Source organism: Streptomyces agglomeratus (assembly GCF_001746415.1).
GTDB classification, from domain to species: Bacteria; Actinomycetota; Actinomycetes; order Streptomycetales; family Streptomycetaceae; genus Streptomyces; species Streptomyces agglomeratus.
In genome coordinates this window covers 2,691,095-2,715,184 of the sequence record NZ_MEHJ01000001.1, presented here as the reverse complement: position 1 = coordinate 2,715,184, position 24,090 = coordinate 2,691,095, and the positions used below count along the sequence as shown (strand labels likewise).

Below are 24,090 nucleotides of genomic sequence, written 5' to 3'. Positions count from 1 at the left end.
TACGGCGGGCACCGGACCAGAAGCGACAGCGAGCGTGTGAAAGGCCGGGAGGGGCATCCGCACGCGACGCATCTGGGGGGCTGACCATGGACCCGATGAACCGAGGACCGGAAGAGCACGGTCACGACAACGACCGGCCCGCCGAGAGCGGCACCGGTGACGGACCGCGCCGGCCACCGCGGGACGCCCTGCCGCCGGCCCTCGCACAGAGCGCTGAGAGCGGCCGGAACAGTCCCGGCCCCACGGGCCCCGCCGGTCCGGGCAGCCCCAGCGGTCCCGGCAAGAGCGGTGGGCAGAGCTCGTCCGCCCCCGCCCGCACCGTGCGGGTCGTCGCGGGCGACTTCCTGCTCACCGTCAACCCCGTCGACGGCAGCGAGATCGAGGTCTGCCCGCCCGCCGGGCGCCCCGAGCGGCCGGTCAGGCACAGCGCCGACGACCGCGCCGAGCTGATGCGCGCGGCGACGCCGCCCGTACCGCCCGGCCCCCCTGCCCCCGAGCTGCCGCTCCTGGAGCGTCAGGAGGAGCGCGAGAGGCTCGCACGGCTGCTCGCACGCGGCCGCTCGGTCCGGCTGACCGGGCCGTCGGGCTCCGGGCGTACGGCACTGCTCGACGCCGTCGCGGCGGACTGCGCGGACCTCGCGCCCGACGGAGTCGTACGGCTCTGCGGAGCCCACCGCACCCCCGACGAGCTGCTCCACGACCTCTTCGCCGCCGTCTACAGCGCGCCCCTGCACCGCCCGGACCGGGCCGGGCTGCTCGGCCTCGTCCACGAGATCGGCGCCGTCGTCGTCGTCGACGACCTGGAGTTCGGCGGGGCGGCCCTGGACGAGCTGCTGGAGGCCACGCCCGAGTGCGCCTTCCTGCTCGCCGCGACGCCCGGCGTGCCCGCCCCCTCGCCCGAGTCGCACGTCGAGGAGGTGTTCCTCGCCGGCCTCGGCCGCGGCGCGAGCCTGGAGCTCCTGGAACGGGCCGTGGACCGGCCGCTCACGGACGACGAGGCCAACTGGGCGGGCGACCTGTGGTTCGAGTCCGAAGGGCTCCCGCTGCGCTTCACCCAGGCCGGTGCGCTGCTGCGCCAGCGCGACCGGCTGCGCGCCGATCCGCACGCCTTCGAGGCGCACGGTTACTTCCACGAGCAGCCGATCGACGCGCCCTTCGACGCCGAGGACGGCCCGGACGTAGCTATGCCGTCGCTCGCCGAGGGCGCGATGCCGGCGCCGCTGCTCGCGTCCCGGCTGAGCGAGTCCGCCCGCGCCACCCTGCGCTTCGCCCTCGCCCTCGGCGGCGAGGTGCCGCACCAGGCGCACCTGCCGGCCCTCGTGGGGGACACCCACGCGGACGCCGCGCTCGGTGAGCTGATGAGCTGCGGGCTGCTCTCGCCGGTGGGGGCGCGCTTCCGGCTGGCGGCCGGTGTGGCCGTACAGCTGGAGGCGGCCGGGTTCGCGGACGACGCCCCGGAGCAGGCGCACACCGCCGCCCAGCACTACGCCTGGTGGGCCGGGCACCCCTCGGTCACCCCCGAGCGGGCAGCGGCGGAGGCCGACGCGATTCTCGCGGCGATGGGCGCCCTGGTGCCGGGTACCGAGGCGGGCCACGCGAGTGCGGCGGTCCTGCTGGCCCGTACGGCGGCGCCCGCGTTCGCCGCCGGGCTGTGCTGGGGCGCCTGGGAGCGGGCGCTGCGCACCGGTCTGGAAGCCGCGCGCATCGCCGGAGAGGTGGCCGAGGAGGCCTACTTCCACCACGAGTTGGGCGTACTGGCGCTCTGTACGGGCAATCTGGACCGCGCCAGGGCCGAGCTGGAGGCGTCCGTCGCGATGCGTGGCGCCGTGGCGGACAAGAGCGGCACCGTCGCCGGCCGCAGGGCGCTGGCGCTGGTAGCCGACCGTGCCGCCGCGGGAGCGGGTGCGGGGGCTCTGGTCCTCGGCGGACGTACGCCCGCGGGCGAGGAGGTACCGGCCGCGCGGTACGAGGAGTCGGCGTCGCCGCCCGGTGGCGTACCGGCGGCCGTCGTGCCCCTGTCGCTGCCCGGCCGCCCCGAACGGCCCGGCGACGACAGCACGTTGGTCACGCACCGCTCGCCGGAGGCCGGCGGCGGCCGTCTCGCCGTGCTCAGCGGCGCCCGGCGCAACATGGTCGCGGCGGGCGCGGGCGCGCTGCTCGTCGCGGTACTCGGCACGGTGGTGACGCTCGGCGCGACGTCGGACAACGAGGAACCGCGGAACAGGGTCACGTCCGAGCAGTCGGCCAACGAGGACGACACCGGGGACGGGCTCGTCGCCGACGAGCCGACGCAGGGCTCGACCAAGCGCCCGGTCGACCCGGACCGTCCGTCCGGTCCCGGCACCTCGGGACAGCCGCGGCCGGGCAGCGGCGGGGGCGGCGGGGCCGCCGGCGAAGAACCCTCGAAGAGCGGCAGGCCGACGGACGACGACGCGTCGTCGCCGGGCAGCAGGCCGCCCGCCTCGGACGACCCGACGACGGGGGGCCCGACCACGGGCGGTCCCACCACGAGCGGCGGCACGACCGGTGGTCCGACCACTGGCGGCCCGACGACCGGTGGTCCCACCACGGGTGGCCCGACGACCGGCGGTCCCACCACGAGCGGCGGCACGACCGACGGCGGCACGACGGACGGTGGCACGACCGACGGCGGAACCATGGACGGCGGCACCACCGACGGTGGGACGACGGACGGTGGGACGACGGACGGCGGCTCCACGGACGGCGGCGCGACCGGCGGTACGACGAGTGGCGCCGAGGGCGGGACCACCGAGGGCAGCACGGCGGACGGCGGCACCACCACGAGCGGCAGCGGCCCGAGCGACAGCGCCCCGGCCGCGTCCAGTGCCTCCGGAACCACCAGCTCGGCGTAGGTACGGCCGCGAGCCCGGTCGCAGGACGGCCTTGAGCCCGGCGTAGGTACGGCCGCGAGCCCGCTCGCAGGCGACGGCCTTGAGCCCGGTCGCGGGGCGGCCACCAGGCCGGCACAAGGACACCCTTGAGCCCACGGCCGTCCTGCGGCCCGTCCGCCGGCGCAGGGCGGCCGCCGAGCCCGAGCGGTCCCGCTCGGGCTCGGCGGAGTGCGGTCCGCCCGGCCCCCGGCCCCGCCGTCAGAACAGGCGGAGCTTGTCGTCCTCGATGCCGCGCATCGCGTTGTAGTCCAGGACGACACAGCCGATGCCGCGGTCGGTCGCCAGTACGCGCGCCTGCGGCTTGATCTCCTGCGCGGCGAAGATGCCCTTCACCGGCGCCAGGTGCGGGTCGCGGTTGAGCAGTTCGAGGTAGCGGGTGAGCTGCTCCACGCCGTCGATGTCACCGCGCCGCTTGAGCTCCACCGCGACCGTCGCGCCGTCCGCGTCGCGGCACAGGATGTCCACCGGGCCGATGGCCGTCGGGTACTCGCGGCGGATCAGCGAGTAGCCCTCGCCGAGCGTGTCGATGCGGTCGGCCAGCAGCTCCTGGAGGTGCGCTTCCACGCCGTCCTTGATGAGACCGGGGTCGACGCCCAGTTCGTGGGACGAGTCGTGGAGGACTTCCTCCATGGTGATGATCAATTTCTCGCCCGCCTTGTTGATCACCGTCCAGGTGCCGGCGTCGTCGCCCGTGCCCTCCTTGAGGGTGCATGGCGGGGACATCCAGTTGAGCGGTTTGTACGCCCGGTCGTCGGCGTGGATCGACACGCTGCCGTCCGCCTTCACCAGGATCAGACGGGGGGCGGAGGGCAAGTGGGCGGTGAGCCGGCCCGCGTAGTCCACGGAGCAGCGGGCAATGACGAGACGCATGGGGCGCAACGCTACTCGACGACGAGTGCTCTACGCGATTCGCCCAGTAAGACCCCCTTCGTTGTTGGCTGGTTGTGTTCCCAATCTCCTGGTGCGGCCCGGATCGCACGCTTAACTTGGATGCAGGAGGTCGTCGTACGTGCACTCTGCGTCGTCGTCCGTCTTCCCTGCCCGTAAGACCCCGGCCCCGGGGTCGCGAGAGGAGAACCCATGTCGCTCGACGTCTCACCGGCACTGTTGGAACAGGCCGAGCGAGGCGATGTCGACGAAGCCGCCTTCGTCGACTGCGTCCGGACCTCCCTGCCTTACGCATGGGAGATGATCAGCTCTCTGGTGGCACAGCTGAAGGTCGATGGTGGCGAGTTCGCCGACAACCAGACGCCTCCGCCGGACGAGCAGGCACGTGGTCAGCTCCTGCGTGCACTCGCGAGTGATGCGATTCGCGGTGCGCTGCAGCGGCACTTCGGCGTACGTCTTGCATTCCAGAACTGCCACCGCGTAGCGGTGTTCCCGATGGACTCGTCCTCCGACGAGCGGCTCGGCCGCTTCACCTCGATCAGGGGGCAGCTGCTCAACCAGTCGCCGGAACTTCGGGACTGCTGAGGCATTCGCCGCTCCGTATCGCGGACCTCGCACTGATGCGGAGCGGCGGCGTGCCCGCCGCGGAGCCGGCGTGATCATCAGGACAGCAGGGGCAGCACTTCGGACCCCAGCCGCCGTACGTTCTCCTCGGTGGCCGCAAGGTCGCCCGACCCCTCGACGAGCAGCGCGAAGCGCGTGATCCCGGTCCGTTCCGCGGTGGCCGCCAGCCGGTCGGCGGCCAGCCGCGGCGGGCCCACCGGATGCAGTTCGCACAGCATCTCCGTGTACGCGACCGGGTCCCGCATCGCGCGGTGCCGGCCGTCGACCGTGACGTGCGCGTCGAGCCCCTGCTTGAGCCAGCCGGGCATCGCCTTCGTCAGTGTCTCCGTGCCGTCGGCCGCGCTGTCCGCGATCTGAGCCACTCCGGCCGAAACATGACCCGCCCGCGCGACCGTTTCCGGCTCATGTCCGGCGGCGAGCGCGAGCCGGCGCCACAGCGCGACCATCTCCGCTTTGTCCTCGTCTCCGCAGTGCATGCCGAGCAGCATCGGCAGCCCGCGCTCGGCGGCCATCCGTACGCTCTTCGGTGAGGTGCACGCCACCACGACCTCGGGGCCGTCCCTGTCCTCGGGCCCCTCGCGCAGCAGTTCGTCCGGCCGTGGTACGACGGCGACTTCGCGGAAGTCGAACCGCTCGCCCCGCGCCTCGACGCGCGGTTCGCGCAGCCAGCGCAGCAGCAGATCCAGAGATTCCGGGAAGCCGTGCTCGTACGCCGCGAGGCCCTGCCCGAACACCTCCAGGTCCACCCACGGACCGCCCCGCCCCACGCCGAGCGTGAAGCGCCCGCCCGAGGTGAGGTGCAGCAGCGCGGCCTGCTCGCCCAGGGCGACCGGATGCGCCGTCGGCAGGACACTGACCGCCGTGCCCACCCGGATGCGCCGGGTGCGCCCGAGCAGCAGCGCGGCGAGCGTCACCGCGGAGGGGCACACGCCGTACGGTACGAAGTGGTGCTCCGCGAGCCACACCGAGTCCAGTCCGGCCTCCTCGGCGACCTCCGCCGACCGCACCGCCCGGTGCAGCGCCTCCCCCTGGCCCTGGCCCGGGAATTGGGCCGCCAGTACAAACGTTCCGACACGCATCGCCTTCTGCCTCCTTGCGGCCGACGCGGCATCCCCCTTACTGGCAACAACGCCTGACACGTGCCAAAGGCACGGGCACGCGTGAAGTTGTTGCGATTTTCCGGTAAGCCGGGCCCGGTGGGCCCCGCGCGCTGCGGTACGTGTACCCATGCCGGATGGCCCTAGGCTGGGGTGAACCAGTGCCGTCCGATCCGTGAGGTTCCAGGTGTCCCCGCGTCGCAACCGCCCCAAGGGCGGCGAGAAGCCCGCCGAGTCCCCAAGTGGCGCGGCGGGAGACAGGTTCGGGCTCCAGAGCACCGAGTCGTGGCAGGGCGAGGAATGGTCGGTGCGGCACGTCGCCGGCGCGAGCGCGGCGGGCAAGCGCTACCGCTGCCCGGGCTGCGACCAGGAGATCCCGTCCGGCGTTCCGCACCTCGTGGCCTGGCCGGAGTACGGCGGTGTCGACGACCGCAGACACTGGCACAAGGCGTGCTGGAACGCGCGGGACCGCCGCACCACGAAGGTGCAGCGGTCCCGTAACGCCCCGCGCTACTGACCCGCGCGGCCCGCGCCGTCACACGTCGCGCTTCTCCAGGGCGAGGAAGGCACCGCCCAGAGCGGCGGCCGTGACGCCCAGCAGGATCCACAGCGGCTCCCAGCCGGAGGGGCCGGAGGTGGTGACGGAGGCGTCGTAGAAGACGCTGAGCTGGTTGGGGATCGAGTACTCGAAGAGCGCCTGCTGAAGGTCGGCCAGCGTCTCGGAGAACATGAACATCGCCAGCACCAGCGGGAGCAGCACCAGGCCGATCATGATGGTGATCGCACCCGCCGAGTGCCGGATGAGTGAGCCGATGGCGAGCGACAGCAGGCCGAGCGTCGCGACGTAGAGGCTGACGCCGACCGTCGCGCGCAGCCAGGCCGTGCCGGTGGGCTCGGAGCCGTCCAGCATCGCGGTGTGCAGCGCGCCGACGGCGGCGGTGGTGACCAGCGTGATGGCGAAGGCCAGCAGGAAGAAGACGATCGCCTTGGCGGTCAGCACGCGGGAACGGCTGGGGCAGGCCGTGAGGGTCGTACGGATCATGCCCGTGCCGTACTCGGACGCGACGGTCATCACGCCGAGTGTGATCACCGGGATGGCGCCGAGCAGCACACCGAAGAAGCCGAGGCTCAGCACCGGGGTCTCGCCGAGGTCGGCGCCGGACGAGCCGACGGCGACCGCCCCGAGCAGGCCGACGCCGACGATGAGCACGATCATCACGCCGAGCGTCCACATCGTGGAGCGCACCGACCGGATCTTCGTCCACTCGGAGGCGAGGGCGTCCCCCAGGGTCGCCCTGCGCACCGGGATGGGGGAGACGTACGGCGCGACGCCCTGCGGTGCGTACGGCCGGGGGGCCTGCTGAGGGGCCTGCTGCTGGTACGGGGTCGTCATCGGGCGTCCTCGGGGCTGTCGCTGTCGCGCTTGGTCAGGTCGGGGGCGGGCGCGCTCACGCCGGGCGCGGGGGCGGCGGCGGGAGCCGGAGGCGCCGCCGGGGCGGCCGGCGTCGCGTACGGGTTGTGGCCCGGCGCGGGGGCCTGGCCGGAGGCCGCGTAACCGGGGCCGCCCGGTGCCTGGCCCGGGACCGCGTAGCCGGGGCCGCCCGGCAGCGGGGCGCCCGCGAAGGGCGGCTGCCCGCCCGCCTGGGGCGGCGGCGGGGCGTACCAGCCCTGCTGGGCTACGGGCTCGGCGTAACCACCGGGCTGCTGCGGCTGCTGGAAACCGGCCAGCTGGTCGGCGGTCGACCGGTAGTCCACCGCGCCCTGGGTCATCCGCATGTACGCCTCTTCCAGCGACGCCTGGTGCGGCGAGAGTTCCCACAGCCGTACGTCGGCGTCGTTCGCGAGGTCGCTGATCCGCGGCAGCGGCAGCCCGGTGACGCGCAGCGCCCCGTCCTGCTCGGTCATGACGTGCGCCCCGGCCTCGGTCAGTACCGAGGACAGCTTCTCGCGCTGCTGCGGCTCGGTCTGCGGCGTACGCACCCGGGCGAAGTCGGCGGAGTTGGCGGAGATGAAGTCCTTGACGCTCATGTCGGAGAGCAGCTGCCCGCGCCCGATCACGATCAGGTGGTCGGCGGTGACCGCCATCTCGCTCATGAGGTGGCTGGAGACGAAGACCGTACGGCCCTCGGCGGCCAGCGTCTTCATGAGATTGCGGACCCAGTGGATGCCCTCGGGGTCGAGACCGTTGACCGGCTCGTCGAAGAGCAGTACCTGCGGATCGCCGAGGAGCGCCGCCGCGATGCCCAGGCGCTGCCCCATGCCGAGCGAGAAGCCCTTGGAGCGCCGCCTGGCGACCTCCTGGAGGCCCACGACGCCGAGTACCTCGTCGACCCGCTGGGCGGGGATGCCGGAGAGCTGCGCCAGCGACAGGAGGTGGCTGCGGGCGCTGCGGCCGCCGTGCACGGCCTTGGCGTCGAGCAGGGCGCCGACCTGCCGGGGGGCGTTGGGGAGGCGGCGGAAGGGATGGCCGCCGATGGTGACATGACCCGAGGTGGGCTCGTCGAGCCCCAGGATCATGCGCATCGTCGTGGACTTGCCGGAACCGTTGGGGCCGAGGAAGCCCGTCACCGTGCCCGGGCGAACCTGGAAGGAAAGGTTGTACACGGCTGTCTTGGCGCCGTAGCGCTTCGTCAGGCCGACTGCCTCGATCATTGTGTGCAGCCCCATCGACAGTTCGGGTCGTCGGGGCTGTGACCTCATGGCCGAACGCGCCCCCGTAAGGGTTAGGAGGATAACCAGGAGCTGACGGTTCCTGCTAAGCGCCGGGGAGGCACCGGGCCTACGCGTCCCGCCTCTTCAGCAGGACGTAACCGCCCACGAGCGCAGCGGCCACCCACAGCGCCATGATCAGCAGTCCGCCCCAGGGGCCGTACGGTGCCTCGTCGTCGATCGGCGGGACCACCTGCATGATCTTGCTGCCCGCCTGGTCGGGGAGGTACTGGCCGACCTTCTTGGTCGCGGAGACGTTGCCCAGGATCGGCGCCAGCAGGAAGAAGAACGGCATCAGGACGCCGAGGGCGAGCACCTGGCTGCGCAGCATCGTGGCCACGCCCATCGAGAACAGTGCGATCAGGGTCATGTAGAGACCGCCGCCGATCACCGCGCGCAGTACACCGGGGTCGGAGATGTCCGCCCTCAGGTCGCCGAGCATCGCCTGGCCGAGGAAGAAGGCGGCGAAGCTCGTGACCATGCCGACCACCAGCGCGAGAGCCGTGGCGACGGTGAGCTTGCCGAAGAGGTAGGTGCCGCGCTGCGGGACGGCGGCGAGCGACATGCGGATCATTCCGGTGCTGTATTCGTTCGACACGACGAGAACACCGAAAACGATCATTGCAAGCTGCCCAAGACTCGTGCCCGCGAAACTCACGAACGTCGGATCGAAGGCGAGCTTGTCCTCCGCGCTCATCTTCTTGAATTCGTTCTTGGAAAGAATACTGATGAGTACGCCGAGGCCGATTGTGACGATCGCGGCAAGGCCGAGTGTCCAAACAGTGGACTGAACCGATTTGATCTTGGTCCATTCCGACTTGAGTACCTGGGTGGCAGCCATGACTCAAACCCCCTTCCCGTTCTTCTTCTCGTGCCGCTGCCGCACTCCGGCGCCCCAGCCCGCCCCGGGCGGCGCGCCCGCCGCGCCGCCCGAATGCGCGTGGTACTCGACGGACTCGGCGGTCAGCTGCATGAAGGCTTCCTCCAGCGATGCCTGCTGAGGGCTCAGCTCGTGGAGTACGAGCTGGTGCCGGGCGGCGAGCTCGCCGAGCTGCTCCGCGCTCACGCCGTCCACTTCCATCGATCCGTTGGCCGCGCCGACCGTCTTGATGCCCGCCTCGTGGATGACATCACGCAGCCGCTCCTGCTGCGGGGAGCGCAGGCGTACGTAACTGCGCGAGTTCTCCCGGATGAAGCCGGCCATCGACGTGTCGGCGAGCAGCCTGCCCTGGCCGATCACGACCAAGTGGTCGGCGGTGAGCGCCATTTCGCTCATCAGGTGGGAGGAGACGAAGACCGTACGCCCCTGGGACGCCAGCGACTTCATCAGATTCCGGATCCAGTGGATGCCCTCGGGATCGAGGCCGTTGACCGGCTCGTCGAACATGAGGATCTCGGGGTCGCCCAACAACGCTCCCGCGATGCCCAGACGCTGCCCCATGCCGAGCGAGAAGCCCTTGGCGCGCTTCCTGGCCACCGACGTCAGGCCCACCGTCTCCAGGACCTCGGAGACCCGGCTGCGGGGGATGCCGTTGCTCTGCGCCAGACAGAGGAGGTGGTTGTACGCGCTGCGACCGCCGTGCATCGCCTTGGCGTCCAGGAGCGCGCCGATGTACTTCAGCGGGTCCTTGAGGTCGGCGTAGTGCTTGCCGTCGATACGGACGTCGCCGGCCGTCGGGTTGTCCAGGCCCAGCAGCATCCGCATGGTCGTCGACTTGCCCGCCCCGTTCGGGCCCAGGAAGCCGGTCACGACGCCCGGCCGCACGGTGAAGGTCAGGTGGTCGACGGCCACCTTCTCGCCGTAACGCTTCGTCAGCCCCGACAGCTCGATCATGCGGCCACGCTAAGGGCGCGCAAAGCCCCCCGCCACCGGAATGACGGGGGGCTTTTGAGTCCCTCTGCGGCGTGACTGCTTCCGCTTCGGACTAGCGGGTCTGCTGCGCCGGGACGCCGCGGGTGATCGGCTCGTCGTCGGCCGGGGCGCCGGCGGCGGCGACAGCCGCACCGGTCAGCGTGGCCAGCATCTCGCGGACGTTGGTCAGCTGCGCGTTGATGGAGTCGCGGCGGTTCGTGAGCGCCGCCAGCTCGCGCTCCGATTCGCTGCGGATCCGGTCGGCCTTGGCGTTCGCGTCGGCCACGATGTCCTCGGCCTGGCGCTGAGCGGTCTCCACCGTCTGACGGGCACGGCGCTCCGCGTCCGTACGCAGCTTCTCGGCCTCGAGACGAAGCTGCTCGGCGCGGTGCTCGATCTCGGCCAGACGCTTCTCGGCCTTGGCCTGACGCGAAGCCAGGTCCCGCTCGGACTGCTCGCGGCGCTTGGCCAGGTTCGTCTCGAAGTCCGCGGCGGCCTGGGCGGCCTTGGCGCGGGTCTCCTCGAAGAGGGCGTCCGCCTCCTCACGCTTCTGCTGCGCGTCCTTCTGGGCCTCGCTGCGCAGCGTAGAGGCGTCACCCTTGGCCTTCTCGACGATACGAACGCCCTCGTCCTCGGCCTTCGCCTTGCGCTCGGCGGAGAACGACTCGGCGTCGTTGCGCACCTGCTGCGCGGCCGACTCGGCCAGCTCGCGGTGCTGCTCGGCGGCGCGACGGGCCTCCTCACGCAGGTCCTTCGCCTCCTCCTCGGCGAGGCGGAGGATCTTCTCGACGCGCGCACCGAGTCCGGCGTACGACGGCTCTGCGTCGCTCACCTGGGCCTGGGCGTTCTGCGTCTCGAGGTGGAGTTCCTCGATGCGCTTTTCCAGAGCAGTGATTCGGGCCAGAGCGCTGTCACGGTCGGCGACGAGTTTGGTAATGCGGTCGTCCACCTGACCGCGGTCGTAACCACGCCGCACGAGCTCGAAGCCGAAGGGGGAGGAAGTGTCGCTCATGGGGTTCCTGGGTTCCTGTCGAATGTGACCGGTGAGGTGTTAGGGGGAATCCTAGGGGCCGAAGCGGCGTGTCATCGAGTCAATGCCGGTTTGATCTGGAGAATGACACCCCTTTTGAGTGGCTAACCGTCGGATGACTTGCCACCCGAACGAGTGGAACCCGCTGCCGCGCCGGCTTTGACCGCGCCCCCGCCTGAGCCGCTGTTCGATGCCGCCTTGCCGCCCCCGGTCGGTGCCTCAAAGGACTCCAACGCCTCAAGTACGTCCTGGACACGGCTGATTTCGGCCTGAATGTCCTCCCGGCGGCGTACGAGCACATCGAGTTCCCGCCGGCCCTCCTCGACCATGCGGGCCGCCTCGGCCTCGGCCTCGGCGTGCACCCGCTCGGCCGCACGTACCAGTTCGGCCTTCTTCTGCTCGGCCTCCTTGAGCAGCGCCTCGGCCTTCTTCACCGCGGCGATACGGACCTTGCCCGCCTCCGAACTCGCTTCGGAAATCATCGCCTTCGCCTTCGCCTCGGCCTCGGCCTGCTGCTCCGTCGCGGCCTTCACCAGCTTGTCGACGCGCTCGCCGGCCGTCCGCATCTGCTCGGACGTCTCCCGGCGGGCCCGCTCGTGCAGCTCCTCGATCTCGGCCTCGGTACGGGTCCGCAGCTCCTCCGCGCGCTCCCTTATGGCGGTCGCGTCCCGGCGGGCACCGACCAGCAGCTCGTCGGCGTCCGTACGGGCCTTCTCCACCAGCGAGTTGCCCTCGACGGTCGACTCCGCGACCAGCCGCTCGGCCTCCTTGCGGGCCGCACCGACCATCGTGTCGGCCTGCTCCTCCGCCTTGGTCGCGGCGAGCAGCGCCTCCTCCTGGGCCTTCGCCATCAGCTGGTCGGCCTGCTCTGCCGCGTCCGCGCGGCGCTTGGACGCCGCCTGACGGGCCTCGTCGAGCAGCCGGTCCGCCTCGGTACGGGCGTCGGCGCGCATCCGCTCGGCCGCCTCCTCGGCGTCCGCCTTGACCTTCTGGGCCTCGGACCTGATGCGCTCCGCCGCCTGCTGGGCGCTTCCCACCATCTCGGCGGCCTCCGCGCGCAGCCGCTCGGCCTCGCCGCTCGCCTCGGCGACGAGCTGGTCGGCCTGCGCCGCCGCGTCGGCGCGCCGCTTGTCCGCCGCCTTGCGCGCCTCGTCCAGGATCCGGTCGGACTCCTCGCGTGCCTCGGCCCGCACCCGCTCGCCCTCCGCGCGCAGCCGCTCGGCCTCGGCGTTCGCGTCGGCGACGAGCCGCTCCGCCTCGCCGCTCGCCTCGGAGACCAGCTTGTCCGCCTGGGACGCCGCGTCGCCGCGCCGCTTGTCCGCCGCCTCGCGCGCCTCGTCGAGCACCCGCTCGCCCTCTTCGCGCGCCTCGGCCCGCAGCCGCTCGGCCCCGGCCTCGCCGTCCGCCTTGATCTGCTCCGCCTCGGCCCGCATCCGGGCCGCGTCCTGTCCGGCCGCCGTCAGCGACTGCACCGCCTCGGCCGCCATGCGCTCGGCCTCGCCGGTCGCCTCGCCGATCAGCCGGTCAGCCTGCGCCGCCGCCTCGTTGCGGATGCGGTTGGCGTCCTCGCGGGCCTCGGCCCGCGAACGGGCGGCGTCCTGCTCGGCCGAGGCCAGCGCGTCGGAAGCCTCCGTACGGAGCCTCTGCGCGTACTCCGAGGAGTCGGCGCGCAGCCGCTCCGCCTCCGTGATCGCGTCCCCGACCGTGCGCTCCGCGAGCGCCTTCGCCGCGTCGGTCTCCTCCTGCGCCTGCCGGCGCAGCCGGTTCGCGTCCTCGGTGGCCCGCTCCCGCTCCTCGTAGGCGTCGGCGCGGAGCCGGTCCGCCTCCTCCTGCGCCTCGGTCCGCGTGCGCTCCGCCACGTGCTCGGCGGCGCTGCGCAGTCCGGCGATCTCCTCCTCGGCCTGCTCGTGCAGCCCGGCCACCGCGTCCCGCACCTGCTGCGCGGTCTGCTCGGCGGCGGCGACCAGCTCCGTCGCCCGGTAGTCCGCCTCCTGGACCAGGCGCTGCGCCTCGGCCTGGGCCTCCTCGACGCGCTTGCGGGCGGACGCGAGGAGCTCCTCGCTCTGCTCACGGGCCTGCGTACGCTCCCGCTCGGCCTCCTCGCGGGCCGCGGCCAGCGTCTCCTCGGCCTCCCGGCGGCGGCGCGCGGCCTCCTCCTGGGCGGCGGCCAGTGCCTCGGCGGCCTCGGCCCCGACGCGCTCGGCCGCGGCTGCGGCCTCCGACCTGATCCGGTCCGCGCTCTCCTGCGCCTCCGTCTTGAGCCGCTCGGCCTCGTTCGACGCCTCGCTGCGCAGCCGTACGGCGACGGCCTCGCCCTCGGCGCGCGACTGCGAGGCATCGGCTGCCGCCTCGGTCCGCAGCCGCTCGGCCTCGGTCTCCGCCTGCGCCTGGAGCGTACGTACCCGCTCGGCCGCCTCGGTCCGCAGCCGCTCGATCTCCTCGCCGGCCTCCCGGCGCAGCCGCTCCGCTTCGGCCCTGGCTTCGCCCAGCGCCTGCTCGGCGGCGGCGACGCGCTGCTCGGCCTCGGTGCGCAGCCGGGTCAGGTCCTCGGCGGCCTCGGCCTGGCGGGCGGCGATGGCGCGCTCGGCCTCCTCGCGCAGGGCGCGGGCGGCCTCCTCGGCGTCGGTGGTGGTCCGCTGCGCCTGCTCCTCGGCCTCGGCGCGCAGCTGGTCGGCCTCGGCGCGGGTGCGCTCCAGGGTCTCCTCGGCCTGCTTGCGCAGGGTCGTGGCGCGCTCGATGGCCTCGGCGCGGACGCGCTCGCTCTCGGTCGTGGCCGACGTACGCAGCTCGTCGGCGTCGCCCCGCGCCTTGGTCAGCAGCTCCTCGGCGGTCCTGGCCGCCTCCTCGATCTGCTGCACGGCCTCGCGGCGGGCCTCGCCGCGGATCCGCTCGCCCTCGGCGACCGCCTCGGACCGCAGCTGCTCGGCCTCGCCGCGCAGCCTGCGTGCCTCCTCCTGGAGCTCGACCGTCTTGGCCCGGTACTCCTTGGTGTCGTCCTTCGCCGCGCCCTTGAGCTGATCGGCCTGGGCCGCCGCCTCGCTGCGCAGCCGCTCGATCTCCGCCTCGGCCTCGCGGCGGATCCGCTCGGCCTCCTCGGACGCCTTGCGGGTGGTCTCCTTGGCGTTCTCGGACGCCTTGGTGAGGACCTCTTCGGCGGTACGGGCCGCCTTGGCGAGCTGGGCGGCGGAATCCTCGGCGGCGGCGGTACGGGCCTTCTCGGCGGCCTCGGCGACCAGCCGCTCCGCCTCGGCGCGGGCGTCGGCGCGGGCCTGCTCGGCCTCCGCCTTGAGCGCCTCGGCGTCCTTCGTGGCCTCGGCGACCAGCCGGGCGATCTCGGACTTGGCCGTACGGGTCCGCTGTTCGTTGACGGACTCGGCCGTCGTCAGCTGCTTGGCCGCCGCTTCCCTGGCCTCGGTGAGCACCTTGTCGGCCTCGGCGCGCGCCTCGCGCAGCGCCGTCTCGGCCGCCTGCATCCGCTGCTCGGCGGTACGGCTCAGTTCTGCGGCCTGGCGGCGTGCCTGGTCGGACTCGGCGGTCGTCGACGTACGCAGCTGCTCGGCGTGGGTCGTCGCCTCCTGCGCCTGGTTGGAGGCGGCGTTCAGCAGGCGCTCGGCGTCCTTGCGGGCGCGCAGCAGGATCGCCTCGGCCTCGGCGCGGGCGTTCTCGGCCTCGGCGCCGAGGCGCTGGCGGGCCTCCTGGGCGACGCGCTCGGCCTCGGCGCGGGCGGCGGCCAGGGACTGCTCGGCCTCGGCGCGGGACTCCTCCAGGAGCCGGCGGGCCTGCGCCTCGGTACGGGCGCGGAGCTGCTCGGCCCAGGCCACGTTCTCGTTGACGTGGGCCTCGACGGTCTGGCGGCGCTCGGAGAGCTCCTGGTCGAGCCGCTGGCGACGGGTGACCGCCTCCGTGTGCAACTCGGCCTGGAGCCTTGCCTGGTGCTCGGCGTGCTCCTGGAGGATCCGCTGCGTCTGCGCCCGGGCGTCGCGAAGTTCGCGCTCGGCGTCGGTGCGCAGTTGCTCCGCCTGGATCTGGGCATTACGGAGCAACTGCTCGGCCTGGTAACCGATGTCCGCCGCGTCGTAGGCGGGGCGGGACGCGAGGTTGCGCCGCGCCTCGTGGAGCTTGGCGCGCAATACCTCGACCTGGTAGCCGAGGTCCTCGGCGTGCTGAACCGCCTTCTCCCGCTCGGTTTTCAGCCGCTCCATCTCGGCTTCGAACCGCGAGAGATGGTCGTCAGGCTCGTGCCGTTCGTAGCCCCGCACTGCGCGGTCCCATCCGTCCCCTGGTCGCAACTCTTCCGACTCTCCGAAACAAGCACCGCCCAGAGTTCGGGCGGCCCCCGGGGGAATGGTCTCAGATCAACAGTGAGGCATGAGTCACAGGCCCCGGTCCGGCCCCGGACCGGAACCGCCCACTCTACCGGCGTGGGATCAGGGGGACAGTGCTCCGGTCAGTGCTCGGAGGTGGAGGCGGGTGCCGAAGTGACCAGTTCCGTGAGTACTCCGTGGCAGTCCTTGGGGTGCAGGAACGTGATGCGGGAGCCCATGGAACCGATACGCGGCTCGTCGTAGAGGACCCGCACACCCTTGTCCCGGATGTCCGCCGCGTCGGCGTCCACGTCCGGGGTGCCGAAGGCGATGTGGTGGACCCCCTCACCGTTCTTGGCCAGCCACTTTCCCACCGCGGAGTCCTCGCGGGTGGGCTCCAGGAGCTGGAGGTAGGTGGCGCCGCCGTCGGACGTTTCGTTGATCTTGAGCATGGCCTCACGTACGCCCTGCTCCTCGTTGACCTCCGAGTGGTACACCTGGAAGCCATAGGTCGAGCGGTAGAACTCGATGGTCTTGTCGAGGTCGAAACAGGCGATCCCGATGTGGTCGATTCGCGTCAGCATGGGTCCAGTGCAGCGCGGTTGGAGGTGGTTACGCAACGTGCGCGCGATCACACTTGCTGCCCGGTGACCGGGCCGGTACCGCTCAGTACATTGAGGTAAACCCTCGTTCACTCCTCATCCCAAGGGGCCGTGCCTCATGTCCGGAACGAACCGCACAACGTCCGTCATCGTCGCTGGTGCCCGTACGCCCATGGGCCGGCTGCTCGGCTCGCTCAAGTCCTTCTCCGGCGCGGACCTCGGCGGCTTCGCCATCAAGGCCGCCCTGGAGCGGGCCGGGATCGGCGGTGACCAGGTCCAGTACGTGATCATGGGCCAGGTGCTCCAGGCCGGCGCGGGGCAGATCCCCGCCCGCCAGGCGGCCGTAAAGGCCGGGATTCCGATGAATGTGCCCGCTCTGACCATCAACAAGGTCTGCCTTTCGGGGCTCGACGCGATCGCGCTGGCCGATCAGCTGATCCGTGCCGGTGAGTTCGACATCGTGGTGGCCGGTGGCCAGGAGTCCATGACGAACGCGCCGCACGTGCTGCCGAAGTCCCGTGACGGCTTCAAGTACGGGGCGATCGAGATGCTCGACTCGATGGCCCACGACGGTCTGACCGACTCCTTCGAGGGCATCGCGATGGGGGAGTCGACCGAGAAGCACAACACCCGCCTCGGCATCGCCCGCGGTCCGCAGGACGAATTCGCCGCGCAGTCGCACCAGCGGGCCGCCGCCGCGCAGAAGAACGGCCTCTTCGAGGCGGAGATCACGCCCGTCGAGATCCCGCAGCGCAAGGGCGACCCGGTCCTCTTCTCGAAGGACGAGGGGATCCGGCCGGAGACGACGGCGGAGTCGCTGGGCAAGCTGCGGCCCGCTTTCGCCAAGGACGGGACGATCACCGCGGGCACCGCCTCGCAGATCTCGGACGGTGCGGCGGCCGTGGTGGTCATGAGCAAGGCCAAGGCCGAGGAGCTCGGCCTGGAGTGGATCGCCGAGATCGGCGCCCACGGGAACGTGGCCGGTCCGGACAACTCGCTCCAGTCCCAGCCCTCGAACGCGATCGCGCACGCGCTGGGGAAGGAAGGGATCGGCGTCGACGATCTTGACCTCATCGAGATCAACGAGGCTTTCGCGGCCGTCGCCGTGCAGTCAATGAAGGACCTCGGGGTGTCCCCGGAAAAGGTGAACGTCAACGGTGGCGCGATCGCCCTCGGGCACCCCATCGGGATGTCCGGTGCGCGCGTCGTGCTGCACCTGGCGCTCGAACTGAAGCGGCGCGGTGGAGGCGTGGGCGCTGCCGCGCTGTGTGGTGGCGGCGGTCAGGGCGATGCGCTGATCATCAGGGTCGCGGGCAAGTAGTCGCGGGCGCGTGGCTGCGGGCACGTGGCTGCGGGCACGTAGTCGCGAGCGCGTAGTCGCGGGCGTCGCGGTCTCGGGCGCGTAACCCTTCCGTAGTGCTTGATCGAGGAGCGGAGTTGTGATGCAGGACGTCCCCGAGCTGGTGGCTCAGGCGCGAGAGGGCCGGCCGCGTGCCGTCGCCCGGCTGATCTCGCTGGTCGAGGGGGCGTCCCCGCAACTGCGTGAGGTGATGGCGGCGCTGGCTCCGCTCGCCGGCAACGCGTACGTGGTGGGGCTCACGGGATCGCCGGGCGTCGGCAAGTCGACATCCACCTCGGCGCTGGTCTCGGCCTACCGGCGGGCCGGGAAGCGGGTCGGGGTGCTGGCGGTGGACCCGTCGTCGCCGTTCAGCGGTGGCGCGCTGCTCGGTGACCGGGTCCGGATGTCGGAGCACGCCTCGGACCCCGGGGTCTACATCAGGTCCATGGCCACGCGCGGACATCTGGGCGGACTGGCCTGGGCGGCGCCGCAGGCCATCCGGGTGCTCGACGCCGCCGGGTGCGACGTGGTGCTGGTGGAGACGGTGGGCGTCGGGCAGTCCGAGGTCGAGATCGCCTCGCAGGCCGACACGTCGGTGGTACTGCTGGCACCGGGCATGGGGGACGGGATCCAGGCCGCGAAGGCGGGGATCCTGGAGATCGGGGACCTGTATGTCGTCAACAAGGCCGACCGGGACGGGGCCGACGCCACCGCGCGGGAGCTCAATCACATGCTGGGGCTCGGGAGTCCCGGGGGCCCGGGGACTGGCGGCCCCCGATCGTGAAGACGGTGGCGGCGCGGGGCGAGGGCATCGACGAGGTCGTCGAGGCGTTGGAGAAGCACCGCGCGTGGATGGAGGAGCGGGGGGTTCTCGGGGAGCGGCGTGCCAAGCGGGCGGCGCACGAGGTCGAGACGATCGCCGTCACCGCGCTGCGGGAGCGCATCGGGGACCTGCGGGGGGACCGGCGGCTCGGGGCGCTGGCGGAGCGGATCGTCGCGGGCGAGCTGGATCCCTACGCGGCGGCGGACGAGCTGGTGGCGGGGATTACCGAGTCTTCGGCGTAGCGGGTCGGTTGTACGGGGTCGGTGTACCGGTCGGGGGTGCGGGCGGGGATGCGGGCGGGGCGGGCCGCTCCGGGGCGGCGTTCGGGACTGCGTGATTTAGGCGCGCCGCCACCGCCCCTGGGATGCGTAACCCGCGCCCTGCCCACAAATCACGCTTTACGTCCCGAACACCACCCCCTGCGCGTCCCGCCCCCTCACGCCGGTGGGTGGGTCTCCCCGCCCCGCCGGGAGGGTCGCTGTCCCGTCCTCTCTCGCCGGTGGGTGGTGGGAGCCGAGGTGGGGTGCCGTCCGGCCGGCGGCGTTCGGTCGTCAGTCGGTGTCGGTGGCGTCGTCCGCGTCGTCCGTGTCCCGGTCCGCTGTTGCCTTCGCTGTCCTGGCGTCCACGTTCAGCTCGTGGTGCTTGCCGTCCTTGGAACGGACTTCCGCCTCCCAGCCGCCGTCGTCGTCCAGGTCGATGGACGTCAGCGTGCCCGGCTGCGCCTTCAGGGCTGCCGCTGCGGCCTCCTTCAGGGTGACCTTCGGGCTGCGCGGGGCGCGGTCGTCCGCGTCGTCTTCGGAGTGGGTGTCCTGTACCTTCGCCGTCTTGGCGTCCACGTCGACGTCGTGCCACTTGGCGTCCTTGCCGTAGACGTCGACCTCCCACGTCGGCCGGTCGTCGTCGAGTTCGGCGCCGGTGACCGTGCCCGGCGCGGACCCGGTGGCCGCCTTCGTCGCCTCCTCCAGGGTGATCGTGCTGGTGGCCGGCTTGTCGTCGTCCGATGTGGCGAACGCTGTCGCTGTTCCGCCGCCGATGAGCAGGGCCGTGACGGCGGTGGCGATGACGAGCTTGCGCTTCATGAGGTTCCTCCCGAGCGGTTGGCTGCTTCGGGGATCAATCTGGCCGAGGGACGCTGAAGGTGACCTGAAGCCTGCTGAAGGCTTCTTCAGGTTCGGTTTGCGAACCTTGGCGCATGCGCTTGTTGATCGTGGAGGACGAGAGGCGGCTCGCGGTGGCCCTGGCCAAGGGCCTCACCGCCGAGGGCTTCGCCGTGGACGTGGTGCACGACGGGCTCGAAGGGCTGCACCGCGCCGGGGAGGGCTCGTACGATCTCGTGCTTCTCGACATCATGCTGCCCGGCATGAACGGCTACCGGGTCTGTGCGGCCCTGCGGGCGGCGGGCAATGACGTGCCGATCCTGATGCTGACCGCCAAGGACGGGGAGTACGACGAGGCCGAGGGGCTCGACACGGGGGCGGACGACTACCTGACCAAGCCGTTCTCGTACGTGGTGCTGGTCGCGCGGGTCAAGGCGCTGCTGCGGCGACGGGCCGGTGCCGGGGCCTCGCCCGTGCTGGCCGTCGGGGACCTGCGGATGGACACCGCCAGCCGGCGTGTGTACGCGGGTGAGGAAGAAGTCGTACTCACCGCCAAGGAGTTCGCCGTGCTGGAGCAGTTCGCGGTGCGGGCCGGTGAGGTGGTCAGCAAGGCGCGGATCCTGGAGCACGTGTGGGACTTCGCGTACGACGGTGACCCCAACATCGTCGAGGTGTACGTCAGCGCTCTGCGGCGCAAGCTCGGCGCCCGGCGGATCCAGACGGTGCGCGGCGCCGGGTACCGGCTGGTGGCGGGATGAGGCGGCTCTTCGGGTCCGTACGGGCCAGGGCGGCGCTCGGGGCCACCGCGGTCGTCGCCGTGGCGCTGGTGGCCGCCGGGCTGGCCGTGCTGCTGGTGCTGCGCGCGAATCTGATCGACCAGGCCGGCCTCCAGGCCGAGGTCGACGCGCGCAATGTCGCCTCGCAGGTGGCTGTGGGACGGGCGTACGGGGAGGTGGAGTGGCCTGACGACCGGCCCGTGCAGATCGTGGGCGAGGACGGCCGGGTGGTGGCCGTGAGCGAGGAGCTGGAGAGCATCGAGGGGACGGGGAGCCCCGAGGTGAGGGCCGGGCGCGGGGGGGCGGGCGAGGACGACGACGATCCCGGGCGGGGAGAGGTGTCGGACGACGAGCCGCGGATGTCGTCGGGCAGCGCGGCCGTGGACGGTGAGCGGGCCGACTACCGGTTCGCCGGCGTCGAGGCGACGACGCCCCGCGGGCAGACCGTCACGGTGTACGCCGGTGCGCCGCTGGCCACCGAGCAGGACGCCGTCGGCACCGTACGGGAGGCCATGCTCATCGGGCTGCCCGCGCTGCTCGTGGTGGTGGGCGGGGTGACGTGGCTCGTGACGCGGCGGGCGCTGCGGCCGGTGGAGGGCATCCGGCGCGAGATGGCGGCGATCACCGCGTCCGAGGATCTGTCGCGGCGGGTGCCGGAACCGGACGCGCACGACGAGGTGGCGCGGCTGGCCGTGACCACCAATGAGACGCTCGCGGCGCTGGAGGCGTCGGTGGAGCGGCAGCGGCGGTTCGTCGCCGACGCCTCGCACGAGCTGCGCAGTCCGATCGCTTCGCTGCGGACCCAGCTGGAGGTCGGGGCCGCGCATCCGGAGCTGCTTGACGTGGAGGGCGCGGTGCGGGACACCGTACGGCTCCAAGGGCTGGCCGCCGATCTGCTGCTGCTCGCGCGGCTGGACGCGGGGGAGCGCCCCGGACAGGGGCGTGTCGATCTCGGCGCGCTGGTGCGGGAAGAGGTCTCGCAGCGCGCGGACCGGCTGCCGGTCACGGTCGTGGGCTCGGGCGCGTTCGAGGTGGCCGGGTCGCGCGGGCAGCTGGCCCGGGTGCTCGGCAACCTGCTTGACAACGCGCAGCGGCACGCGCGGAGTTCGGTCGTAATCCGGTTGCGGGCCGAGGGCGGCGCTGTGATGGTGGAGGTCGCTGACGACGGTCCGGGGGTGCCTGTGGGGGAACGCGAGCGGATCTTCGAGCGGTTCGTACGGCTGGACGACGCCCGTGCCCGCGACGACGGTGGCGCGGGGCTGGGGCTGGCGATCGCCCGCGATGTCGCGACGCGGCACGGCGGTTCGCTGTCCGTGCGTGAAGGAGAGCGCGGCGGTGCTCTCTTCACGCTGCGTCTGCCGGCCGGCTAGATCCTTCCGCGCCGGCCGCGCAGCTGCTCGACCACCGGGGTGAGGGCGGCCTTCATGTCGGCGAGTGCCTCGGGGGAGAGCATGCCGATGAAGTGGCGGCGTACGGATTCCACGTGGTGCGGCGCGACCTGCTTCATGGTCTCGCTGCCCTGCTCGGTCAGCACGGCGTACAGGCCGCGGCGGTCGGACTCGCAGCTCGCCCGGCGGACCAGTCCCGCGTTCTCCATGCGGGTGATCTGGTGGGAGAGCCGGCTCTTGGACTGGAGGGTCGCTGCCGCGAGGTCGCTCATCCGCAGCCGGCGGTCGTCCGACTCGGACAGGTTGACGAGGATCTCGTAGTCGTTGATGGTCAGCCCGTACGGCTGAAGATCCTTTTCGAGCTGATAGGTCAGCAGCCTGTTGGCGTCCAGGTAGGTCCGCCAGGCGCACTGTTCGGCATCGGTCAGCCAGGGGGTGGCCGTCTCGGTCTCCATGTATGGATTCTACCTAAGAAGTTGAATTCTGGACGAAGTTGCGGAATGTGACGCCGGGCACGCGACAAGGGTGCACGCGTTCGATGTCACACTCCGCAGACTACCGCTCACAGCCCGAAGCGACGCTGGAGGTCCCCCAGCTGACCGGGAAGACGCGGTGCGCCGCCCTGATGACCTTGCCCCGAGCCGTGCCCGCCGGGCACTCCGGCCTGGGCCGGAACGGTGCCCGTGGCCTGCTCCGCCATGAGGACTTCGGTGGACTGGAGCAGTACGGTGCCGGCTCCCACGAACTCGAACTGGTGCTCCTCGCCCGACGTACCTCCGATGCCGGTGAGTGACCTGATCCCGCCCATGACGCCTGTCATGTACTGGTGGTCGTAGTGGTGGCACGGCGACGGGCAGTCCGCCCAGCCCACCAGCGCCTGCGGGTCCACCCGGATCGGCGGCTCCATGAAGACCACCGGGCCGTTGGAGGCCGCCACGAACTTGCCCGTACCGATCAGGGTGAGGAAGCCCGGGACGATCGACTGCTTGAGCGCGAGTGTCGGCTCGTACGCCAGGAGGTTGCCGGAGCGGATCGTGAGGTTGCCGTTGTCGAGGTCGAAGGAATTGACGTCGAACGCCCGGTCCGCGAGCAGCATCTTGCCCTGGCCCTCCGCCACCACCCAGTCGCTCGCGTGCAGCGGCGAGTGGAAGCTGCTGCGCAGCAGGCGGTCGAAGCGGCCGTGGCCGATGCCGTTGAAGTCGATGCGCCCGTAGTAGGCGATCATCTTGCCCTTCTGGAGGAACCACTGGCTCCCCTTGAGCTCCACGCAGAAGGTGTAGGGGTTCACGTTGTCGTCGGAGGGGAGCGTGTGCGGGTCGAAGACCACGGGACCGGTCACAGCTTTTCCTCCGAGGCCTGTACGTACACCGCGCCGCTGCCGGACAGCTCCAGCTGGAACGCCTCGCCCGACCCGCGACCCACCATGTCGCGCCAGCCGAGTGCGGTGGAGAGCTTGTTGCGTACCTCGCCGTGGTGCGCGACGTACGCCTGCGGGTCGACGTGGACCGGGCGCTGCGGGGTGATGGGCAGTTCGATCACGCCGCCGTGTGCCATCACGGCGACCGCGCCGTGGCCCTTGAGCGTGGTGGTGAACAGGCCCTGGCCGGTCACCTGGCCGCGCACCATGCCCATGACGCCGCCCTGCGAGCCCATGAACATCGTGCCCTGGGCGAGGGTGCCGTCGAAGGCCAGCAGGCGGTCCGCCTCGACGCACAGGGTGTCGCCGGCCAGGTTGATCACCTGGATGTGGTGGCCGCCGTGACCGAACATGACCGTCCCGGAGCCCTCGACCGTCATGAGCGGGGTCGACTCGTTCGCGACCCGCCGGCCGATCATGGACATCACGCCGCCCTGGCCGCCCTGGATGTTCGGCGTGAACGACACGTCGCCCTGGTACGCGAGCATCGCGCCCCGCTGGCTGAACATCTTCTGGCCGGGCACGACCCGCGCCTCGACCATCTTCGAATTGATCTCGCGGAACGGCATCAGACGTCGCCCCCGACGGTGTTGCGCTCGCTCGGCTGCACGTAGACGAGCCCCTCACCCTCGAAGCGGATCTGGAACGCCTCGCCCGAGCCCTCGCCGATGAGCGTGCGGAAGTTCACCCCGGACTGGAAGTGCTGCTGGAGGTTGCCCTGGTGGGCGATGTACGCCCCCGGGTCGACCTGGAGCGGGTACTGGGCCGAGACGCGCAGCACGACCGCCGGACCGTCCGACATGATCGCCGCCTGGCCGGTGCCCTCCACCGTGGTGGTGAACAGGCCGTTGCCGGTCGCGCCGCCGCGCAGTCCGGTGAAGGAGGTGCCGGTGCGCAGGCCCGCGTCCGTGCACAGGAGATTGCTGGACTCGACGTACAGCTTGTCGCCGTGCAGCGAGACGAGGTTGATCTCGCTCGCGCGGTCGGCGAAATAGCACGTGCCGTGGCCCTTCACCTCCATCACGGTCATCTGCTCACCGGTCAGGCGGCGGGTCACCATGCCGCGCACGCCCTCACCGCCGCCGGACATCTTCTTGAAGGCCATCTGGCCGTCGTACGCGACCATCGAGCCGTTTTTCGCTTTGACGGCGTCGCCGGTCATGTCGACGGCGAGCACCTTGCTGCCTTGGAGTCGGAACTGAGCCACGTGGGTGACGGTATCCCGTGACCCC

At 71.8% G+C, this 24,090-nt stretch carries 20 protein-coding genes and 1 pseudogene; 7 read left to right on the top strand and 14 right to left on the bottom strand.

Annotated features, from left to right (window positions below):
- Nucleotides 1-86: 86 nt before the first annotated feature.
- A complete protein-coding gene (locus AS594_RS11335) occupies nucleotides 87-2,873 on the top strand; it encodes an ATP-binding protein (RefSeq protein ID WP_069933032.1) in 2,787 nt (928 codons plus the stop codon).
- A gap of 237 nt (nucleotides 2,874-3,110) precedes the next feature.
- Here AS594_RS11335 and nucS read toward each other — a convergent pair whose 3' ends face one another.
- Nucleotides 3,111-3,782 carry an endonuclease NucS gene (nucS, locus tag AS594_RS11330; RefSeq protein WP_028813196.1) on the bottom strand — a complete coding sequence of 224 codons (672 nt, stop codon included), beginning with the start codon at nucleotides 3,780-3,782 and terminating at the stop codon, nucleotides 3,111-3,113.
- Between the two features lie 210 nt (nucleotides 3,783-3,992).
- Here nucS and AS594_RS11325 point away from each other — a divergent pair, with 210 nt between their 5' ends.
- Complete coding sequence (locus AS594_RS11325; RefSeq protein WP_069926897.1) at nucleotides 3,993-4,385, top strand: SCO5389 family protein; 393 nt, start codon at nucleotides 3,993-3,995, stop codon at nucleotides 4,383-4,385.
- Nucleotides 4,386-4,462: 77 nt separating this feature from the next.
- On the opposite strand, the gene AS594_RS11320 is transcribed toward AS594_RS11325, so the two are convergent.
- Nucleotides 4,463-5,503, bottom strand: a complete 1,041-nt coding sequence (locus AS594_RS11320) for an LLM class flavin-dependent oxidoreductase (RefSeq protein ID WP_069926896.1) — start codon at nucleotides 5,501-5,503, stop codon at nucleotides 4,463-4,465.
- A gap of 205 nt (nucleotides 5,504-5,708) precedes the next feature.
- On the opposite strand from AS594_RS11320, the gene AS594_RS11315 reads away from it, so the two are divergent.
- Nucleotides 5,709-6,038, top strand: a complete 330-nt coding sequence (locus tag AS594_RS11315) for an ATP/GTP-binding protein (protein ID WP_069926895.1) — start codon at nucleotides 5,709-5,711, stop codon at nucleotides 6,036-6,038.
- Nucleotides 6,039-6,056: 18 nt separating this feature from the next.
- Here AS594_RS11315 and AS594_RS11310 read toward each other — a convergent pair whose 3' ends face one another.
- The 7 genes from AS594_RS11310 to mce all read right to left on the bottom strand — a co-directional run bounded on the left by AS594_RS11310 (nucleotide 6,057) and on the right by mce (nucleotide 16,000).
- On the bottom strand, nucleotides 6,057-6,914 hold the full coding sequence (locus AS594_RS11310; protein WP_069926894.1) for an ABC transporter permease: 858 nt from the start codon (nucleotides 6,912-6,914) through the stop codon (nucleotides 6,057-6,059).
- Entirely contained in the window at nucleotides 6,911-8,173 is a 1,263-nt protein-coding gene (locus AS594_RS11305) for an ABC transporter ATP-binding protein (RefSeq protein ID WP_069930440.1), read from the bottom strand. The genes AS594_RS11310 and AS594_RS11305 overlap by 4 nt, the downstream gene beginning before the upstream one ends.
- A gap of 127 nt (nucleotides 8,174-8,300) precedes the next feature.
- Entirely contained in the window at nucleotides 8,301-9,071 is a 771-nt protein-coding gene (locus AS594_RS11300; RefSeq protein WP_069926893.1) for an ABC transporter permease, read from the bottom strand.
- A 3-nt stretch (nucleotides 9,072-9,074) separates the two neighbouring features.
- The gene (locus tag AS594_RS11295) at nucleotides 9,075-10,064 is read right to left on the bottom strand and encodes an ABC transporter ATP-binding protein (RefSeq protein ID WP_069926892.1); all 990 of its coding nucleotides are present in this window, start codon (nucleotides 10,062-10,064) and stop codon (nucleotides 9,075-9,077) included.
- A 91-nt stretch (nucleotides 10,065-10,155) separates the two neighbouring features.
- Nucleotides 10,156-11,094 (bottom strand): coiled-coil domain-containing protein, encoded by a 939-nt coding sequence (locus tag AS594_RS11290; protein ID WP_069926891.1) that lies wholly within the window; start codon nucleotides 11,092-11,094, stop codon nucleotides 10,156-10,158.
- 122 nt (nucleotides 11,095-11,216) lie between these two features.
- A complete protein-coding gene (scy, locus tag AS594_RS11285) occupies nucleotides 11,217-15,371 on the bottom strand; it encodes a polarized growth protein Scy (protein ID WP_069926890.1) in 4,155 nt (1,384 codons plus the stop codon).
- 188 nt (nucleotides 15,372-15,559) lie between these two features.
- Nucleotides 15,560-16,000, bottom strand: a complete 441-nt coding sequence (mce, locus tag AS594_RS11280) for a methylmalonyl-CoA epimerase (protein ID WP_069926889.1) — start codon at nucleotides 15,998-16,000, stop codon at nucleotides 15,560-15,562.
- A 136-nt stretch (nucleotides 16,001-16,136) separates the two neighbouring features.
- Here mce and AS594_RS11275 point away from each other — a divergent pair, with 136 nt between their 5' ends.
- Together AS594_RS11275 and meaB are read left to right on the top strand one after the other, a co-directional pair.
- Nucleotides 16,137-17,339 (top strand): acetyl-CoA C-acetyltransferase, encoded by a 1,203-nt coding sequence (locus AS594_RS11275; protein ID WP_069926888.1) that lies wholly within the window; start codon nucleotides 16,137-16,139, stop codon nucleotides 17,337-17,339.
- A 121-nt stretch (nucleotides 17,340-17,460) separates the two neighbouring features.
- Nucleotides 17,461-18,422, top strand: a pseudogene (gene meaB / locus AS594_RS11270) (methylmalonyl Co-A mutase-associated GTPase MeaB).
- Nucleotides 18,423-18,731: 309 nt separating this feature from the next.
- On the opposite strand, the gene AS594_RS11265 reads toward meaB, so the two are convergent.
- Nucleotides 18,732-19,259, bottom strand: coding sequence for a PepSY domain-containing protein (locus AS594_RS11265; RefSeq protein WP_069926886.1), 528 nt, complete (start codon nucleotides 19,257-19,259; stop codon nucleotides 18,732-18,734).
- 113 nt (nucleotides 19,260-19,372) lie between these two features.
- Between AS594_RS11265 and AS594_RS11260 the strand changes: the two genes are divergently transcribed.
- Nucleotides 19,373-20,035 (top strand): response regulator transcription factor, encoded by a 663-nt coding sequence (locus AS594_RS11260; protein WP_069926885.1) that lies wholly within the window; start codon nucleotides 19,373-19,375, stop codon nucleotides 20,033-20,035.
- Entirely contained in the window at nucleotides 20,032-21,423 is a 1,392-nt protein-coding gene (locus AS594_RS11255) for a sensor histidine kinase (protein ID WP_069933035.1), read from the top strand. Before AS594_RS11260 ends, AS594_RS11255 begins: the two co-directional genes overlap by 4 nt.
- Here the strand turns inward: AS594_RS11255 and AS594_RS11250 are convergent.
- The 4 genes from AS594_RS11250 to AS594_RS11235 all read right to left on the bottom strand — a co-directional run bounded on the left by AS594_RS11250 (nucleotide 21,420) and on the right by AS594_RS11235 (nucleotide 24,065).
- A complete protein-coding gene (locus tag AS594_RS11250) occupies nucleotides 21,420-21,896 on the bottom strand; it encodes a MarR family winged helix-turn-helix transcriptional regulator (RefSeq protein ID WP_069926883.1) in 477 nt (158 codons plus the stop codon). The genes AS594_RS11255 and AS594_RS11250 overlap by 4 nt on opposite strands.
- Nucleotides 21,897-22,003: 107 nt before the next feature.
- Nucleotides 22,004-22,780, bottom strand: coding sequence for an AIM24 family protein (locus AS594_RS11245; RefSeq protein ID WP_069926882.1), 777 nt, complete (start codon nucleotides 22,778-22,780; stop codon nucleotides 22,004-22,006).
- Nucleotides 22,777-23,427, bottom strand: coding sequence for an AIM24 family protein (locus tag AS594_RS11240; RefSeq protein ID WP_069933036.1), 651 nt, complete (start codon nucleotides 23,425-23,427; stop codon nucleotides 22,777-22,779). The genes AS594_RS11245 and AS594_RS11240 overlap by 4 nt, the downstream gene beginning before the upstream one ends.
- On the bottom strand, nucleotides 23,427-24,065 hold the full coding sequence (locus AS594_RS11235; RefSeq protein WP_069926880.1) for an AIM24 family protein: 639 nt from the start codon (nucleotides 24,063-24,065) through the stop codon (nucleotides 23,427-23,429). Before AS594_RS11235 ends, AS594_RS11240 begins: the two co-directional genes overlap by 1 nt.
- Between the last annotated feature and the right edge of the window lie 25 nt (nucleotides 24,066-24,090).

What these genes read in the sequence shown, in the direction of transcription:
- AS594_RS11335 (WP_069933032.1), top strand. Translation starts at nt 87, where the DNA reads ATGGACCCGATGAACCGAGGACCGGAAGAGCACGGTCACGACAACGAC.
- nucS (WP_028813196.1), bottom strand. Translation starts at nt 3,782, where the DNA reads ATGCGTCTCGTCATTGCCCGCTGCTCCGTGGACTACGCGGGCCGGCTC.
- AS594_RS11325 (WP_069926897.1), top strand. Translation starts at nt 3,993, where the DNA reads ATGTCGCTCGACGTCTCACCGGCACTGTTGGAACAGGCCGAGCGAGGC.
- AS594_RS11320 (WP_069926896.1), bottom strand. Translation starts at nt 5,503, where the DNA reads ATGCGTGTCGGAACGTTTGTACTGGCGGCCCAATTCCCGGGCCAGGGC.
- AS594_RS11310 (WP_069926894.1), bottom strand. Translation starts at nt 6,914, where the DNA reads ATGACGACCCCGTACCAGCAGCAGGCCCCTCAGCAGGCCCCCCGGCCG.
- AS594_RS11305 (WP_069930440.1), bottom strand. Translation starts at nt 8,173, where the DNA reads ATGATCGAGGCAGTCGGCCTGACGAAGCGCTACGGCGCCAAGACAGCC.
- AS594_RS11300 (WP_069926893.1), bottom strand. Translation starts at nt 9,071, where the DNA reads ATGGCTGCCACCCAGGTACTCAAGTCGGAATGGACCAAGATCAAATCG.
- AS594_RS11295 (WP_069926892.1), bottom strand. Translation starts at nt 10,064, where the DNA reads ATGATCGAGCTGTCGGGGCTGACGAAGCGTTACGGCGAGAAGGTGGCC.
- AS594_RS11290 (WP_069926891.1), bottom strand. Translation starts at nt 11,094, where the DNA reads ATGAGCGACACTTCCTCCCCCTTCGGCTTCGAGCTCGTGCGGCGTGGT.
- mce (WP_069926889.1), bottom strand. Translation starts at nt 16,000, where the DNA reads ATGCTGACGCGAATCGACCACATCGGGATCGCCTGTTTCGACCTCGAC.
- AS594_RS11275 (WP_069926888.1), top strand. Translation starts at nt 16,137, where the DNA reads ATGTCCGGAACGAACCGCACAACGTCCGTCATCGTCGCTGGTGCCCGT.
- AS594_RS11265 (WP_069926886.1), bottom strand. Translation starts at nt 19,259, where the DNA reads ATGAAGCGCAAGCTCGTCATCGCCACCGCCGTCACGGCCCTGCTCATC.
- AS594_RS11260 (WP_069926885.1), top strand. Translation starts at nt 19,373, where the DNA reads ATGCGCTTGTTGATCGTGGAGGACGAGAGGCGGCTCGCGGTGGCCCTG.
- AS594_RS11255 (WP_069933035.1), top strand. Translation starts at nt 20,032, where the DNA reads ATGAGGCGGCTCTTCGGGTCCGTACGGGCCAGGGCGGCGCTCGGGGCC.
- AS594_RS11250 (WP_069926883.1), bottom strand. Translation starts at nt 21,896, where the DNA reads ATGGAGACCGAGACGGCCACCCCCTGGCTGACCGATGCCGAACAGTGC.
- AS594_RS11240 (WP_069933036.1), bottom strand. Translation starts at nt 23,427, where the DNA reads ATGCCGTTCCGCGAGATCAATTCGAAGATGGTCGAGGCGCGGGTCGTG.